Here is a 15473-nt window from a genome sequence, read left to right on the forward strand (position 1 = left end):
TCTTCTAAGCTGCGATTATTCGATATCATGATTGACTAACATCTATTTAACGTTAGGGTCTGTCAGCCTATTATCCGATATCCACTTACCCTAATGCAAAAAAATAAAACACCGGAGCTTCGTCAAGAAACTCCAGTGCTTCCATATTCATAGCTTAGCGTCCGTCTATTTAACGGCTGCGTCTACTTCCGTGATCATTTCGGATACGGATGTCAATCCGCCGCCGGACAGATACCAGAAGTCAGGGTTCAAATACACGATGTTGCCCTCTTTCGCGGCATTGGTTGTGTTTACAAGTTCGTTCTCGACAACCGCTTTGGCGCCTGATTCTCCTTCACCCGTGGCTACCGCTGCACCGCGGTCCACAACAAAGAGATAATCCGGGTTCATCTCAACGATGTATTCATTGGAAATATCTTTACCATGCGTACTCACTTCAATGTTAGGATCGACGGCACCGAAACCGAACACGTCATGCAGAATGCCGAAACGGGAGCCTGGGCCGTATGCGCTGATTTTGCCTTCGTTCGCCAGAATGATCAGGGCTTTCTTGCCGGTTGCAGTAGCTTTCTCATTCAAAGCCTTGATGTTTTCGTCGATCGCGGCAAGCTCTTTTTCAACTTCGGCTTCTTTACCGAAAATTTGACCCAGCGTATTCATGTTCTCTTTGAAGGATTCCATGTATTTGCTTGTGTCCACGCCAAGGAAGATCGTCGGGGCAATTTTGCTGAGTTCCTCGTATGCATCCTGCTGTCTGCCGGAAATAATGATCAGATCCGGATCGATGCTGTTGATTTTCTCAAAGTCAGGCTCTTTCAGGCTGCCCACATTCTCATATTTCTTGTCTTCGAATTTGGACAGGTATGCCGGGATATTCGCTTGCGGAACGCCCAAAACCTCAACGCCCAATTTATCCACGGAATCCAGAATGCCAAAATCGAATACGACGACGCGGGAAGGATTTTTCTTGACAGGCGTTTCGCCCAGCTTATGGGTAATCGTGATTTCTTCGGACGAAGGCGGCGTTTCTCCCGCAGCGTCGCCTCCACCCGCACCGCTAGTTTTATCGTCCTGCCCACAAGCCGCGAGCACAAGCGTGAATACCATAAATAAAGCCAACCATTTTTTCATTCCTAACACCCCATTTTTTATATTTAAAATCTTTATGATTCAACATATATTTGAATTTATGGTTGAATATGTAATTCAATTTGGACAGAGGAAACCATGCCGTCCTTTGACCAAGGCGGCCTAGTCCTTGTGCAGGGAGTGAAGCTCGCACGCTTCATCAGCATCTCCCGGAGTCCATATCATATTTTCGAATCTCGCTTATCGATTAACCGTAGTATACGCACACCCGATTGTCGTTAATCTCTTCGATCTCGATGTCCATGTCGTAGATGCCCCGAAGAACATTGCTCTGAATGATGTTCTCGGTTTTCCCTTCGCTTTCAATCGCTCCGTCCTTCAATGCCACGATGTAATCCGAATAGAAGGAAGCGAAGTTGATGTCATGAATCACGATCACGATCGTTTTGTTCAGGTCGGCGACAAGCTTTCGGAGAATCTTCATAATCTGTACGGAGTGTTTCATGTCCAGATTGTTCAGAGGTTCATCCAGCAGGATATACTCCGTGTTCTGGGCGATGACCATCGCGATATAAGCACGCTGGGTCTGACCGCCGCTGAGCTGATGAAGATATTTATGCTGCATATCCTCAAGCTCCATATAGGAGATGGCTTCATCCACGAATTTCTCGTCTTCCGCGTTCAATCGGCCTTGGGAGTATGGAAAACGCCCGAAGGATACAAGCTCGCGCACCGTCAGGCGGAGGCTGATATGGTTCGATTGCTTCAGAATCGAAACCTTCTTCGCCAGGTCCCCGCTTTTCCATTGGCTGACCTCTTTGCCGTCCACCGTAATTTGACCGCTGTCCTTGCCCGTTAGTCTGCTTATCATGGACAGCAAAGTACTCTTACCGGCGCCGTTCGGGCCGATAAAGGACGTAATTTGACCTTTCGGGATCGTAACCGACACGTTATCAACGACTTTTTTGCCGCCATAGACTTTCGATACGTTCGTAACCTGGATCATGCTTTACTCTCCTTTAGTAGCAGGTATATGAAGTAAACGCCGCCGATGAAGTTGATGATGACGCTTAGCGTAGTAGAGAACGTAAACACCCGCTCTACCACCAGTTGACCGCCCACCAAGGCGATAATGCTAATCAGAATGGACGCCGTGATTAAGTGTGAATGCCGGTATGTTTTCATGAATTCATAAGCGACGTTGACCACAAGCAGTCCAAGGAACGTGATCGGTCCTACCAATGCGGTGGCCACCGAAATGAGAACCGCGACAACGATCAGAAGCCTCTTCACAACGTAATCATAGTTTACGCCAAGGTTGATCGCCTGATCACGACCCAGCGACAGCACGTTCAAGTACTTGGCAAACCGGGCAAAATACAGCAGGGTCAGCGCAACGACAATGACGGACAGGATGAGAAGCTCGGTCTTCACATTGTTGAAGCTGGCAAACATCTTGTCGGACACGTACTGGAACTCGTTCGGATCGATCAGCACTTCCATAAAGGAAGACATGCTGGAGAACAGGGTTCCAAATATCATGCCGATCAGCAGCAGGAAGTAAATATTATTTCCTTCCCTCTGAAACAAAATCTTATATAGGATCCCGGCGAACAGGATCATCGCGCCGACATTGATCAAAAAGTTAACATTGCTGCCCAGTTTATACAGCGTGAAGGAGCCGAAGACAAAGATCACGGTCGTCTGGATCAGGATATACAAGGAATCCAATCCCATCACGCTTGGCGTCAGTATCCGGTTATTCGTGACCGTTTGAAACACCGTGGTAGACAGAGCGATCGCCCCGCCGGTCAGAATAATGGCAAGAACCTTCTTGATTCGTCTTGGAAGGGCGTAATCCCAATTGCCGCCAAGATCAATGAACAGAAAGACTGCCACCAGGATGATTGCCGCCGCGGCCAACAGGCCGAGTTTGGCTTTATAAGTCATAAGCCTTTCTCCTCATCAGTAAGAAAATGAATATACCGCTTCCGAGTACGCCCACGGTCAGACTAATCGGAATTTCATAGGGATAAATGATGATCCGGCCAAGGATGTCACAGAACAGTACGAACCCGGCCCCCAGCAGCGCGGTATGCGAAAGGCTTTTTTTCAAGTGGTCCCCTAAGTACAGACTGACAATATTAGGTATGATCAGACCAAGGAACGGAATCACGCCGACGGTCAGCACAACGGAAGCCGTAACCAGCGCAACGATGACCAATCCCAGGTTCACGACTCGCCGATAATGAAGTCCCAGGTTGGTTGCGAATTCCTCTCCCATTCCGGCTACCGTAAACTTGTTGGCAAACAGGTAAGCCAGAATCACAAGCGGGATACTGAGATACAGCATTTCATATTGGCCCTTCATGATCATGGAGAAATCGCCCTGCAGCCAAGCCGACATATTCTGTATAAGATCATATTTGTAGGCAAAGAAGGTCGCGACCGAGCTGACGATGTTACCGAACATAAGCCCTACCAGCGGGATGAAGATCGCGTCCTTGAACTTGATCCGATCCAGTATCTTCATGAAGATAAAGGTTCCTGCCAGTGCGAATACGAATGCCACGAGCATTTTGATAAGCGGGCCGCTTGTCGTAAAGACGAGCATGGCAACCAAGATCCCCAATCTGGCGGAGTCCATAGTGCCCGCCGTCGTCGGCGATACGAACTTGTTGCGGCTGAGCTGCTGCATGATCAATCCGCAGATACTCATGCTGACTCCAGCCAAGATGAGGCTGACAAGCCGTGGAATCCGGCTTACAAGCATAATATGCTGTTGTTGTTCTGTCATCGAGAACAGTTCCAGTGGCGAGATATCTTTAACTCCAATAAATAACGAGATTATGGAGAGTACCACAACGGCTGCGAATAAGTATCTAATCTTCATGGTTCTTCCTTCTATGCGTATGTCTGTCGAAACTCCGGCAGTCAGCAATTCCCCAACCATTCTCATTGAGATTGATTATCAATTGCGTTCTGATATGGATTATATCATTCTCATTCTCAGTCGACAAGTATAATTGAGAATCAAAATCATTTAATTTGTTCATCCAAGTATCATTTGTTCATGATTTGTTCATAATATGGAGTTTCGCAGAGATAAACTTTATATCACCGAGGCTGAGCCGCTTGGATTCGCGGTTCCCGAAATACATACGTATGTAGAAGCTGATTTAATTCTCAGTAACCGGGTATAAAAAATATAAATTAACTTTCCTTCGAAGCGTTGACAATCCCTCTAAGTTATATTAATATGCTAACATAATTATTATTTCTAACTAAACGTAAGTTAATGTGGAATGATAATTCAACGACAGCAATTCAACTCAACATGCATATTTGCTTGAATTAAAGGACATCTTTGTTATCAGGCTTATGCAAACATGATTACATCAGGAGGTTTTTTTCAATGTCTAAAGATTTTTCAGCAGCACTTAAGCATCGCCGTTCCCATTATGCCATCAGCAAAGACCCGGTCATTTCCGACGAACGCATCCAGGAGATTGTTAATGAAGCCGTTAAATATACTCCGTCTTCTTTCAACTCCCAAAGCGCACGCGTCGTTGTACTGCTTGGCGAACAGCATGACAAACTGTGGAACCTGACCGAAGGCATTCTGAAAGAGGTTGTCGGAGACGAAGAGGCTTTCAAATCCACAGCTGAAAAAATGGGTGCATTCCGTGCTGGATACGGCACTGTTCTCTTCTTCGAGGACAATAACGTAGTTGCCGACCTGCAGCAAAAGTTCGCGCTGTATGCCGACAATTTCCCTGTTTGGTCGAACCAATCCAACGGCATGCTGCAATTCGTGGTATGGACGTCCCTCGAGGCAGAAGGCCTGGGCGCATCCCTCCAGCATTACAACCCGTTGATCGACGAGAAAGTGAAGTCCGAATGGAACATTCCGGAAAACTGGAAGCTGATCGCTCAAATGCCTTTCGGCAAACCGGTTGCAGATCCGGGCGAAAAAGAATTTGCGCCGCTTGAAGATCGCGTGAAGGTATACAAGTAAGCCATAGCCGGCCTAAGCCGCCTACCCAAGCCCTGAGGATTGGAATAGGCGGCTTTTTTATGGTGCCCTGCCATTGAAAACCTGCCGGCAAAACGATACAATAACACAGGAAGCAGGCCTTTCGCCTTCTGATCTTCGGAAGTTCTTGGAGCCGGCTTGATACCAACTGCATATTTGATGTTTGGCTGTACTAGGGGTGCCATGTGCTGAGAGACGGCGGACCGCCGTTAACCCTTATCACCCGATCTAGATCATACTAGCGTGGGGAAGTGTAGCATTTATGTTTATTTCTTTGCGTAGGCATAACTGCACTTCTTCATGGGGTGCGGTTTTTTTGCGTGGACTTATACAATGGGGAGGAAAAAAATTTATGAATGAGCTTGTATGCGGAACCAGCCGGATCGTGGGTTGCCGGTTCTCGGTATTTCCCATGACGGATCGGTTCGTGGAAGTGATCACGGATGCGCTTCGTTCCGTGGATTCGGAAAAGGTCTGGATCCAAACGGATGATGTAAGCACTTGTATTCGCGGACGTGCGGAGCATGTGTTTGATGTGACGAGAGCAGTATTCGCTCATGCCGCGGCTAGCGGCGTGCACACGGTGTTTAACGGTACTTATTCTATCGGCTGCCCAGGCGATACGGATGCCGATGCGTATATGAATGAGGATTCGACCCGCTTAAACCACGATATCGGGGAACGCGCCGATATCGAAACGGCCTGCCAATTCGCGCTTTACCCGATGGGTAGCGCCAATTACATGGATGTCATTTACGCAGAAGTGGATCGTGCGAAGGCAGCGGGCACATTCGGTGGAAGCGTTCATTACGCCAGCCGATTGGACGGGGCGTTGTCCCGGGTGTTCGGATCACTCGAAGACGCGTTCCAACATGCGATTCAATCCGACAGCAGCCATCTGGTCATGACCGCGGTGGTTTCGGCCCACAGCCCATCCCCCAAAGCCAAAGCTTAAGGTCCCTTTCCAACAGATAAAGGCCCGGCACGCGCCGGGCCTTTATCAATTGCAGGCAAGAATATTGAAGGTGTTTAAACCCAAGCACTCAAGATGATTACGAGCAGGATAAAGAGAACCAATATAGTTCCTACTGAATTGCCCCATGCGCCGCCGTATGCTCCGCTCATGAAGATCCCTCCTGGATTTAAAAGAATGACGTGAGTTAATCACGTTATTATTTTATTGCTTATGGCGGGCGAGCGTCACGGCTAATGTACCCCCCTCCTTTTTTATGCAGGGCTTATTTATTCCTCATAACCGACCAGCAGCCTGCCTCCGTACGGCCTGAGCGCTTCCTCCGTCACTGCAATAAGGTCCGCAGGATCGTCCTCCCGATAAATCGCCAGAAGCGCTGCCTCCAGTCGATCCCCCATAGCTGGGCTATAGCGGTTGAATAAACGAAACAGCATCTTCCCTTCACCAGTCCACTCCCGGTTTGCCCTCAGCACGAATTCGCATAGAGTCGACGCTATTTTGTGTACAGTAAACCATTTTTCGCCTTCCCTGCGGGGACTTGTCAAGTCCAGCAAAAACTCGGTCAGGATGTAGCGGTATTCGGCAATATCGCTCGACGACAAGGGCATGGGGCCGAAATTCAAATCATTCCGGGCATCCGCCCGCACCTCTTCTCCCTCAGGCAACGAACGCAGCACCGTACCTTCGGCGACCATCCGCTGCAAAGACGGATTCGCCGCCAGCACTCCCTCGTCGAAATATTCGCGATAGGAGGATAAAGACAATATGAATATTTCCGCGATCCAGCCATGCGCCTCGATCGTCTTCCTGCTGAAGTCATATCCGTCCCGTTCAATGACGATGATGTCCAGATCGGATTGTTCATTATATTCACCACTGCTCGCGCTGCCGCCAAGTACGGCAAGCAAGCAGTCGGGATAATTTCGTTGCATGACGCGTATCGCTGCCTCCGTCGGTTCCAGTCTCATGGCCGTTTCCTCCAGTAATTCTCTCATCCGCCACAAAAAAGGGCTCAAAATATTAAATTCAACGAAAACCCCAAACGTACCTGAATCATATGGTAAATAAACGATTACCCGCATTGACGATAAGGAAGAAGGGATAGATGAGATGAATTACATTCACATGCTCTCCAGATTAGGCATGGGCAGTGCCCACCCGGGAGGATTCGAGGCAACCCTCAGAATGCTGAAGAATTATCCCATTCAACCGGGCAGCCGCATTTTGGAGGTAGGGTGCGGAACCGGCAGAACCGCCTGTCATCTTTCGGAGATGGGTTATCAAGTGACCGCCATTGACCTGAACGAAAATATGATCAAAAAAGCCCGCGCAAGAGCCGAAGCCATGGGTATGGACGTGGAGTTCCTGCAGGCGGATGTATGCGCGCTGCCTTTCGAAGACAACCGGTTTGATCTGATCATGGCCGAGTCCGTCACCGTATTTACGGATACCTCGAAATCGCTGCCCGAATATTACCGCGTTCTGGATCGCGGAGGCGTCCTGCTGGACAGGGAACTGCTGCTGGATAAGCCGATGCCGGAGCCGAAGCTTAAGGAGCTGCTCGAATTCTTCGGCATTCCTAATCTGATGATGAGGGAAGAATGGGCGGGGTCCCTTTTGTCTTGCGGTTTTAAGCAGGCTGAATTTTTGGAGTACAACCACTTCAACGAGCAATTAAAGGAAGAGCAAACCCGTCATCTGGATGCGTTTGAGCAGCGCGATAAAGGACTCCTGTTCGATGCTGCGCTCTGGGAAACGCTGTTCAAGCATGACCGCATGATTCTGGATAATACGGATTATCTCGCTTCCGTCTTATTTCGTGCGGTGAAATAATCCGGCTTCATCTCTATGCATCAAGAGGGGATCTGCATATGGCTATGCTTCCCCTCACTCCCATCACATTCAGTTCTTTCGACCTAATTCAACACTTTTTGTCAATTCGTTATATCTAGTTTAGCCCGTCGATGCTATAATCATGGTAAATATATCCTATGTTGTTGAGGAGGACTCATTCTTATGGCATGGTTCAACAGACTCCCTATGTCTCAAAAAATCACCGCAGCCTGTTATCTCATTGCCGCTTTGTTTGCGGTACCCATGCTGCTTGCGTTTATTCTGATGGGTAAAGCAATCATTGGCGTGGTCATCGTCGTGGTACTAACCGGGCTTACTTTTCCTCTTTCTCGCCTCATTGAGAAAACGCTTACGAACTCCTTCGCGGAAATCTCCAGCGTTTCCGCCAAAATCGCCAAAGGCGACTTCACCTTCCAGGTGGAGGAGGTGGGAGGCATGAACGATCTGAGCAGAACCTTCAACAGCATGGTGGACAAGCTTCGCAAAATATTGCAGGAAACCTCGGATATCACCCGTCAGGTGATGACGTCAAGCTCAAGCATCTCGATTAAAAACCAGGAGCTTATTCAAGTGATGAATCAAGTCTCCCTTTCCTCCAACGAGCTGGCCGTCGGCGCCAACGAAATTTCGGAAGACGTATCCGAAATGACGCATTCCATCCGTGAGATCGAAGAGAAGGTCAGCAATTATACGCATTCGACTCAGGAAATGAATACCCGCTCGATCGAAACGCTGGGACTGGTTGAACAAGGAAGGGATTCGGTAGCCAAACAGTCAGCAGGGATGCAGCGAAACATTGAAGCGACAGCCAAGGTTTCAGAATCCATCGATGCGTTAGCCCAAAGCGCCAGGGGAATCACGAAGATTACGGAGACGATCTCCGAGCTTGCCGATCAGACCAACCTGTTGTCCCTGAACGCATCCATCGAAGCGGCCAGAGCTGGCGAGCATGGCGCAGGCTTTGCCGTTGTCGCCCAGGAGGTGCGTAAACTGGCCGAAGAATCTACGTCTTCAACCCGGGAAGTATTCAATCTCGTTCGGAGCATCGAATCGGACATCAAACACGCGTCCCAAAACATCAAAATCAATGAGGAGGTCGTCAGGCAGCAGACCGAAATGATCCGCGAAGCAGAGCTTGTGTTTATGGAGATCGTAAACAGCGTGCAGTATATTTCGGAACAGATCGCCGCTTTCTCCAAGGAAAGCCAGTCCATGCTGGATAGCGCGCAGAGCATTTCTTCCGCGATTCAGAATATATCCGCGATCACGCAGCAATCCGCTGCCGGAACGGAGCAAGTGTCGGCCTCCATGAACGAAGGCATCTCGTCGATCCAGAAGATGGCTGAAGAAGCGGAAGCGATGAATAACGCCGTTTTCCGGCTGCAGAAAACCATCAATATTTTCAAATTTTAAGCAGCGAAGCAGTCTACATAAGCTCGCATTTATAGTAACTAAACTTAAAGGCCAAGAATCTATCGAGATTCTTGGCCTTTTTATCATCCTTCCTCTTGATGCTCGCTCCATAACCGCGCGAAGTTCACAAGCCGCCCTTCCTCAAATTCGGCGCGGTAAATATCAGGCAATGTGGTTCCCAGCCAAAAATGATAATCGAAGCGCTCATCATAATGCTGGAGCATGAGTGTCATGATATCGCCGTGCGTCCCGATCACTACCCGCTTGCCTCCATATGCATTCAAAATTATCTCGAAGGCCCGGATCGCACGGCTTTGCGCGGCTTTACCGGATTCTCCTCCGGGGAAGGAGAAGGCCGAATCCTGGAACAGTTTCTTTTTGGCATCAAGGAAGGAATGTCCCTGCAAATCGCCGGCCATCCGTTCTCTTAAGTCCTCCTGCTCCGCAATCGGTAATCCTAAAGCGTCCGCCAATGGTTGGACCGTGTCCTTCGCTCGCTGATAAGGGCTCGACAGGATCGCGTCAATCCCTTCATCCAGCAGCATCTCCTTCACTCGCTCCGCAGCATGAGATCCCTGCGCCGACAATTCACGAGACCGTTCCTTCCCCTCGATAAATGGGGATTCCGCATGTCTCACAAAATATATAATCGTCATTCTTCGATCCCCGCTTCTGGATTCGTCTCTAATTCGGGCTCCATCATCATCTCGACAAACGGCGTTAACGGCAGCAATCCCAGTGTGTCAATCGGAATCCATTTGGCTCCCAATGAGTCTTGACCGTCACCGTCCGTTTGGATTCTAGCTTGATCATCCAGCAGCTCGACATCATAAATAATGCCGATATGATGCAGCTCTTCCATCTGATTCGCTTCATACTGATACACGATCGTATAAGAGACGGCCGTCCGAATGCTTCCCTTAATTGAACCAAGTCCGGTCTCCTCCATAAATTCGCGCTGAAGGGTATGCTCCGGCTCTTCGCCGAACTCGATCGAGCCGCCCGGTAAATCCCACTTCCCCTTATGCGGCCCTCTCGCTTTCTGGATCAACAGGATATGATCATGCTGAACCAGTATTCCATAAACGCCGAGATGCGTATGTTTCACCATGGTCCATCCCCTCCCTTTCTCGCAGTGAAGGTCATCCATTGACTTCGGAAAAGAACGTCTCTCCCCTCCTTCACTTCTTGAATATCCTGCTGCACCTGCCGCCTCGTTAAGATTTCCCATTCCGAATACAGCTCATCAAGGATGGAAAAGGCCCTTTCGGTCGACAGATTCAACTCGATTAACCCCTTTTCCTCCAAACCAGTCTTCCGATCGATTTCCTTCACTTCCGTACTCATCATGATGCAGTGAATGCCCTGGTCCACGGTTCCAGCCTGCATTTGTTTGACCTTACATACGAAGGCTTCTTCCGAGCTCAAATGCTCCAGGCATGAACAGGCAATAATGTAGTGATAAGTCGCCTCGGCAATTTCGTAATGCTCCACGTCTGCTGCAAGTGCCTCGATGCTTGAGCTTACGCCGTACAACGCGGCATACTGCACCAGCTTGTCGATAGCCGATGGCAGCAAATCCACGCAGATGACCTGCCCGTTCCCCGATTGGATCCGCTGCGCAACCGGGATACTGTTACGCCCGACGCCACATCCCAGATCCAGTACCCGCAGATCCGGAAACGGCAATAAGTCCAAAAAATCCAGAACGGTCTGAACGGGCTTGGCTAACCAGCTCCCAGGTTCAAACAATACGGCTTCTTCATACAATTTCTCATGATACGACGTTTCCTTTTCACGCGCTCGGTCGAATATGTTCAATGTTATAACCCCTTGTTTCTGCCGTTATCAGCCGCTTTCTAACAAATTCCACATAAGAATGCCTAAATCCTTGCCGATCGTATCTCTTACTCGGCAAACTCTAATCTAATCCTCGATGATCGCTAAACGCGGCCACTGATCCTTCCATTGTTTCTTGCGTATCCGTTCCAAGTAATAGCCCCGTTTATCAAAGTTAGGACTTCTTCGAACCCGAAGCGCGAATAAATCATCCAATCCGTAAGGACAGCAAAGCTCAAGCTCCCCTGCGACGTTCAGTCTGGCCCCGACCGCGGTGGCCGTCTCCGGCCAATGGGTTAGCGCTGCATGGGTTGAATGATAGGGCTCGTCTCCATTCTTGGCATGCATTCTGGCCTGATTCTTGACCGACCATTTCGGGTTCGCCGTCGAGGTCCTTAAGTGCTGCTCCAGGGCAGCATCCCGTTCTTCGGACACATCATCCGGATCGAAGTAAACGACATCGATATCGGTATGCCGGTCCGTCCCGTCTAATCCATGCAGGATGTCCCATACATAATTTCGAATGTAACCCGCGGCAATATAACATTGCGGCAGGACTAAATCCCGAACGATGCCCAAATCCGCCATCAATGGCTTGTGCTGCCTTATGTATTCCTTTAACCGTTCCTCTAACATGCCTTCACCGCCCATGAATGGTTGATATGAATCCCAGCTTGCTTGTAATCGCGTCGTCTCCAGGTCCCTCACGTTTACGAACCCCGCCGAATATGCGCGAGTATGCCCCAGAGAACCTTGATCCGTGTAAAAAAGCATAGACCGCTTCACGAGGAAACCGGCCTATGCACGCTTAGATAAAACTATTATATTCCAAATAATCCCTGACTTCTAGTCCTTCCTTGGTATCGGGAAGCTGCTTACACAGCCGCATCCACCCGCTCCTGCGATGCCCCGTCGCAGCGCTTGCACACTTTCAGGGCAGTCCCGTCCGATTTGGTCCGAGGATACAACAGTTTGGTCCGGGTACTCTTGCACACCGGGCATGTTCCGCGCGCGCGAGTCGGTAAGTGCCATAAGGATTTGCCTCTTTTTTGTTTTGCCATTTGCCAGATCCCCCATTCCATAGATTCATTATCGTCACTCTTACATATATGAAAGGGTTCGGCATAACATGTCGGCAGCTCCCATGGAATCTTGCATTATACAACAAAAAGAGAAGGCATCCGTAAACGCCCTCTCTTTAGCAGCATGATTCATGTATTCATAAACGCCACAATCTCTTCCTTAGCCGGTATGGAGGATTGAGCACCCGGACGGGTCACCGTCAATGCAGCAGCTGCGGTCGCAAACCGCAGCGCTGCTTCCGTATCCAGCCCCTCCGTGCAAGCTGCCGCATAAGCACCGATGAAGGTATCCCCTGCCGCCGTGGTATCCACGGGTTTGACGCGGAAAGCCGGAACGTTAAAACGCTCTCCGCGCGCATTCCCATAGAAGCACCCTAACTCGCCAAGGGTGATGATCACGTTGGAGGTGCCTCTTCCGATGATCGATGCTGAAGCTGCCTCGGCCGAAGCTGCGTCCTCCACCCTCAGCCCGCTAACCACGCTTGCTTCCGTTTCGTTTACAATCAATGTATCCAGCAGCGGAAACACCTCGTGCGGAATCGTTCGCGCGGGGGCCGGATTCAGCCAGACGCGAACGCCTGCCTTGCTGGCCGATCGGATGACATGCTGTGTCGTCTGCCACGGAATTTCATTCTGCAGCAGCACCGCATATACGCCGTCCCAGTTCACTTCGGCGGCAACATCCTTTTCGGTAAGCCGCCCATTGGCTCCTTCCGAGAGCACGATATAGTTCTCGCCTTCTTCGTTGACCGTGATGATCGCGATTCCGGATGTGCCTGCCTTGGTGAGAACGGACGAGACGCCAACGCCGCGCTCCTCCAAGGAAGCAACCAAAGTGCTTCCAAAAGGATCCAGGCCCACGGCGCCGACCATGCTGCAATCGGCACCTGCCAAGGCTGCGGCTACAGCCTGATTCGCCCCTTTGCCTCCGGGAAAAAACTGTGCGTCCCTGCTGTGAATCGTTTCCCCCGGCTGGGGAAACTGCGCTACATTACTCACAACATCCATATTGATGCTTCCAATGACAACCAGCTTGCGCAAAGTTAACCCGCTCCCTTCTGTTAAACCGGCTTCGGCTCGAATGTACGGACGCGAACTTCCTTGATCTCGTTCTCGCCATCCTCCAGACAACCAAAACCGAACATGCCGTGAGCATAGGCGGTTTCCTTGCATTCCAGCACATTCTCTCCATTAATATACAAGATGAACCTGTCCTTCTCGGACACCAGCTTCAGGCGGTATTCTTTACCCAATGCCCAATCGTATTTTGCCGTAATCAAACGCTTGATCCCGAAATCCTGTTTGATAAACGATACGGAGTTCGGGCCGTCGAAGCCGGCCAGATAATGACGCATGACGCCTTGCGCCCTTGCAATAACACAATGGCTGGTACCGGATATCGGTTTGATGGTCGCCTCAATCTCCATATCTCCGGCATAATAATTGCCGGAAAAGGAGGAGGTATCCCCTTCTGAGGAACAATGCAGGGCACCGTCACGCAGCTCCCATTTCCCTCGATGATGCGAGAATGGGGTGACGGAAGCGAACTCTTTGGCCTGCTTGGCAAAATCGATCGTATAGTCTGAAGCCCCCGTGATGCGGAATTGCCCGATGAACAAACTTCCGATAGCACGGTTCAAGAGCGGCGACGGGCTCTCGAGTATCCAGCCGATCTCATCGATCATGGCACCATCCGTATCCGGGATGACGAATTGCACCGCGTTCCACTCTCCGCACATGGGAGTCAACGCAGCCAAACGCACGTCCTCCTGCGTATAGGTATTACGCACATACGGAGTCAAGGTAACCGGTTCGCCTTCCCACTGATCCACATAAATGCGGGCGGATACGGTTTGTCCGCTATAGGCCAGCGGCGCAAAGGTCGGCTTATACTTCTCATCGTTGAACTCGGCGCGCCGGTAGAACGGTTTGAAATAGATTTTGCTGCTGTCGCCTTCAACCAGTCTGTCAAAAACCACTTCCAGCGATCCTCTGCTGTCATAAACCTGTTTCGTCGAATGGCGAACGACCGGGGTTTTGAAGGAATTGCTCGTCCGGAAGCCATGCGTAGATCCCGGCAGGTCGAAATCAAAGTATACCTCGCCCTGCTTCACCCGACGGAACAGCTCTTCAGGTGCTTTCTCTCCGTTTAGGCGATAGCCAAGCAGTGCAAGCTCTTTGGCGAATGTCGGAAAATCGACCAGATTCAAATAGCCGGACACGCTGGAAGCCACGATAAAGTCATTAATCGGCTTGCGGTAATGTTCCGGGATTCCCGCCAGACCTCTGTAAACACCGAGGATCGTTCCCACATTGCCTGCGTTGCAATCGGTATCCCAGCCGCACATCGAAGCGATCTCGACCGTGCGCGCATAGTCTCCCTCGCCATACAGAAGGGCAAGCACGCACACACCCGCATTCGGGATAATGTGGCATACGCCCGTATATTTATCGTATCCCCAGTGGTCCTCCAAATACTGGCGGCAAGCGCGGAAATCGGAAGGCTGCTCCCGGTGGAAGTCCATCACCGCATGGACCACGCGCGCATAGGTGGAGTCATCCGGAATCATGCGCAGGCCTTCCGCGATAATCTCATCCATGGATGAAGCATTAAAGGCTTTGGCTATGCAAGCGGCCATGAAGCGGGCGCCATACAGCCCGTTGCCGTCATGGGAGACGCTGGCCGCTTTTTCCGCGTAATCCGCCGCTTTCTCCGCTTGCCCCGGGAACAGCAGGCCCCAGGAATCGATGAAGATCTGGCCGCCGATCTGCTCCGCCATCTCCGTGCCGTTGACCTCGATCGAACCGGAGCGAGGGGCCGGGATGCCTTTGCGCAGATTCACATAGGCGCGGTGCTCGGTACTGATATCCTCGCCGCCCCACCAGAACATGCCGATCCCTTCCCTAGCGTAATTGAGCCATGCCTTGCCCACATCCTCCGGCGAAAGCTCACGGTCCGTCGCATCGTCATACAGCGCGCGAATAAAGAAAACCGGACCGTTTGCGTCATCGTCCGCGGCAAAGGTTTTGTACGGCTTCACGTAATCCCGGATATCGCCGTATACGTCCCGAATGCGTTCATACGTCCAAGCTACCGGTTCGATGGGAGCACCGAGCCTTATGCCAATGTTCATGCCGATGAATCCCGCATATACCGTCTCTACATAATGTTTAGGTATCATTTGCT

The 15473-nt window shown here is 50.5% G+C and carries 17 protein-coding genes and 1 riboswitch; of the genes, 4 read left to right on the top strand and 13 right to left on the bottom strand.

The window, feature by feature from the left end:
* Positions 1–165: 165 nt before the first annotated feature.
* The 4 genes from RB297_RS10005 to RB297_RS10020 all read right to left on the bottom strand — a co-directional run bounded on the left by RB297_RS10005 (position 166) and on the right by RB297_RS10020 (position 3982).
* On the bottom strand, positions 166–1131 hold the full coding sequence (locus tag RB297_RS10005; protein ID WP_375120344.1) for a siderophore ABC transporter substrate-binding protein: 966 nt from the start codon (positions 1129–1131) through the stop codon (positions 166–168).
* Between the two features lie 205 nt (positions 1132–1336).
* Positions 1337–2095: an iron ABC transporter ATP-binding protein gene (locus tag RB297_RS10010; RefSeq protein ID WP_009589818.1), complete on the bottom strand. Its 759-nt coding sequence runs from the start codon at positions 2093–2095 to the stop codon at positions 1337–1339.
* A complete protein-coding gene (locus RB297_RS10015; protein WP_009589942.1) occupies positions 2092–3039 on the bottom strand; it encodes an iron chelate uptake ABC transporter family permease subunit in 948 nt (315 codons plus the stop codon). The genes RB297_RS10010 and RB297_RS10015 overlap by 4 nt, the downstream gene beginning before the upstream one ends.
* Complete coding sequence (locus tag RB297_RS10020; RefSeq protein ID WP_015736422.1) at positions 3029–3982, bottom strand: ABC transporter permease; 954 nt, start codon at positions 3980–3982, stop codon at positions 3029–3031. Before RB297_RS10020 ends, RB297_RS10015 begins: the two co-directional genes overlap by 11 nt.
* A gap of 522 nt (positions 3983–4504) precedes the next feature.
* Between RB297_RS10020 and RB297_RS10025 the strand changes: the two genes are divergently transcribed.
* Positions 4505–5107 carry a nitroreductase family protein gene (locus RB297_RS10025; protein ID WP_009589776.1) on the top strand — a complete coding sequence of 201 codons (603 nt, stop codon included), beginning with the start codon at positions 4505–4507 and terminating at the stop codon, positions 5105–5107.
* 182 nt (positions 5108–5289) lie between these two features.
* Positions 5290–5392: riboswitch (TPP riboswitch) on the top strand.
* 85 nt (positions 5393–5477) lie between these two features.
* Complete coding sequence (locus RB297_RS10030; protein WP_375120345.1) at positions 5478–6080, top strand: YkoF family thiamine/hydroxymethylpyrimidine-binding protein; 603 nt, start codon at positions 5478–5480, stop codon at positions 6078–6080.
* 74 nt (positions 6081–6154) lie between these two features.
* On the opposite strand, the gene RB297_RS10035 is transcribed toward RB297_RS10030, so the two are convergent.
* Both RB297_RS10035 and RB297_RS10040 read right to left on the bottom strand, forming a co-directional pair.
* A complete protein-coding gene (locus RB297_RS10035; RefSeq protein WP_015736424.1) occupies positions 6155–6250 on the bottom strand; it encodes a hypothetical protein in 96 nt (31 codons plus the stop codon).
* 117 nt (positions 6251–6367) lie between these two features.
* Complete coding sequence (locus RB297_RS10040) at positions 6368–7066, bottom strand: nucleotidyltransferase domain-containing protein (protein WP_375120346.1); 699 nt, start codon at positions 7064–7066, stop codon at positions 6368–6370.
* Between the two features lie 142 nt (positions 7067–7208).
* On the opposite strand from RB297_RS10040, the gene RB297_RS10045 reads away from it, so the two are divergent.
* Positions 7209–7931, top strand: coding sequence for a class I SAM-dependent methyltransferase (locus RB297_RS10045; protein WP_096776762.1), 723 nt, complete (start codon positions 7209–7211; stop codon positions 7929–7931).
* A gap of 183 nt (positions 7932–8114) precedes the next feature.
* Positions 8115–9365 carry a methyl-accepting chemotaxis protein gene (locus RB297_RS10050; RefSeq protein WP_015736427.1) on the top strand — a complete coding sequence of 417 codons (1251 nt, stop codon included), beginning with the start codon at positions 8115–8117 and terminating at the stop codon, positions 9363–9365.
* 83 nt (positions 9366–9448) lie between these two features.
* On the opposite strand, the gene RB297_RS10055 is transcribed toward RB297_RS10050, so the two are convergent.
* The 7 genes from RB297_RS10055 to RB297_RS10085 all read right to left on the bottom strand — a co-directional run bounded on the left by RB297_RS10055 (position 9449) and on the right by RB297_RS10085 (position 15468).
* Entirely contained in the window at positions 9449–10021 is a 573-nt protein-coding gene (locus RB297_RS10055; RefSeq protein ID WP_375120347.1) for a histidine phosphatase family protein, read from the bottom strand.
* A complete protein-coding gene (locus RB297_RS10060; protein ID WP_096776764.1) occupies positions 10018–10476 on the bottom strand; it encodes an NUDIX hydrolase in 459 nt (152 codons plus the stop codon). The genes RB297_RS10055 and RB297_RS10060 overlap by 4 nt, the downstream gene beginning before the upstream one ends.
* Positions 10470–11186: a class I SAM-dependent methyltransferase gene (locus tag RB297_RS10065; protein WP_375120348.1), complete on the bottom strand. Its 717-nt coding sequence runs from the start codon at positions 11184–11186 to the stop codon at positions 10470–10472. Before RB297_RS10065 ends, RB297_RS10060 begins: the two co-directional genes overlap by 7 nt.
* Before the next feature lie 105 nt (positions 11187–11291).
* Positions 11292–11840: a nucleotidyltransferase family protein gene (locus RB297_RS10070; RefSeq protein ID WP_375120590.1), complete on the bottom strand. Its 549-nt coding sequence runs from the start codon at positions 11838–11840 to the stop codon at positions 11292–11294.
* Between the two features lie 239 nt (positions 11841–12079).
* Positions 12080–12265 carry a hypothetical protein gene (locus tag RB297_RS10075; RefSeq protein ID WP_081746334.1) on the bottom strand — a complete coding sequence of 62 codons (186 nt, stop codon included), beginning with the start codon at positions 12263–12265 and terminating at the stop codon, positions 12080–12082.
* A 150-nt stretch (positions 12266–12415) separates the two neighbouring features.
* The gene (rbsK, locus tag RB297_RS10080; protein ID WP_375120349.1) at positions 12416–13327 is read right to left on the bottom strand and encodes a ribokinase; all 912 of its coding nucleotides are present in this window, start codon (positions 13325–13327) and stop codon (positions 12416–12418) included.
* A 20-nt stretch (positions 13328–13347) separates the two neighbouring features.
* Positions 13348–15468: an ADP-ribosylglycohydrolase family protein gene (locus tag RB297_RS10085; protein WP_375120350.1), complete on the bottom strand. Its 2121-nt coding sequence runs from the start codon at positions 15466–15468 to the stop codon at positions 13348–13350.
* Positions 15469–15473 lie beyond the last annotated feature (5 nt).

Source organism: Paenibacillus sp. CR_12, from assembly GCF_041953985.1.
GTDB lineage: Bacteria > Bacillota > Bacilli > Paenibacillales > Paenibacillaceae > Paenibacillus_AQ > Paenibacillus_AQ lautus_A.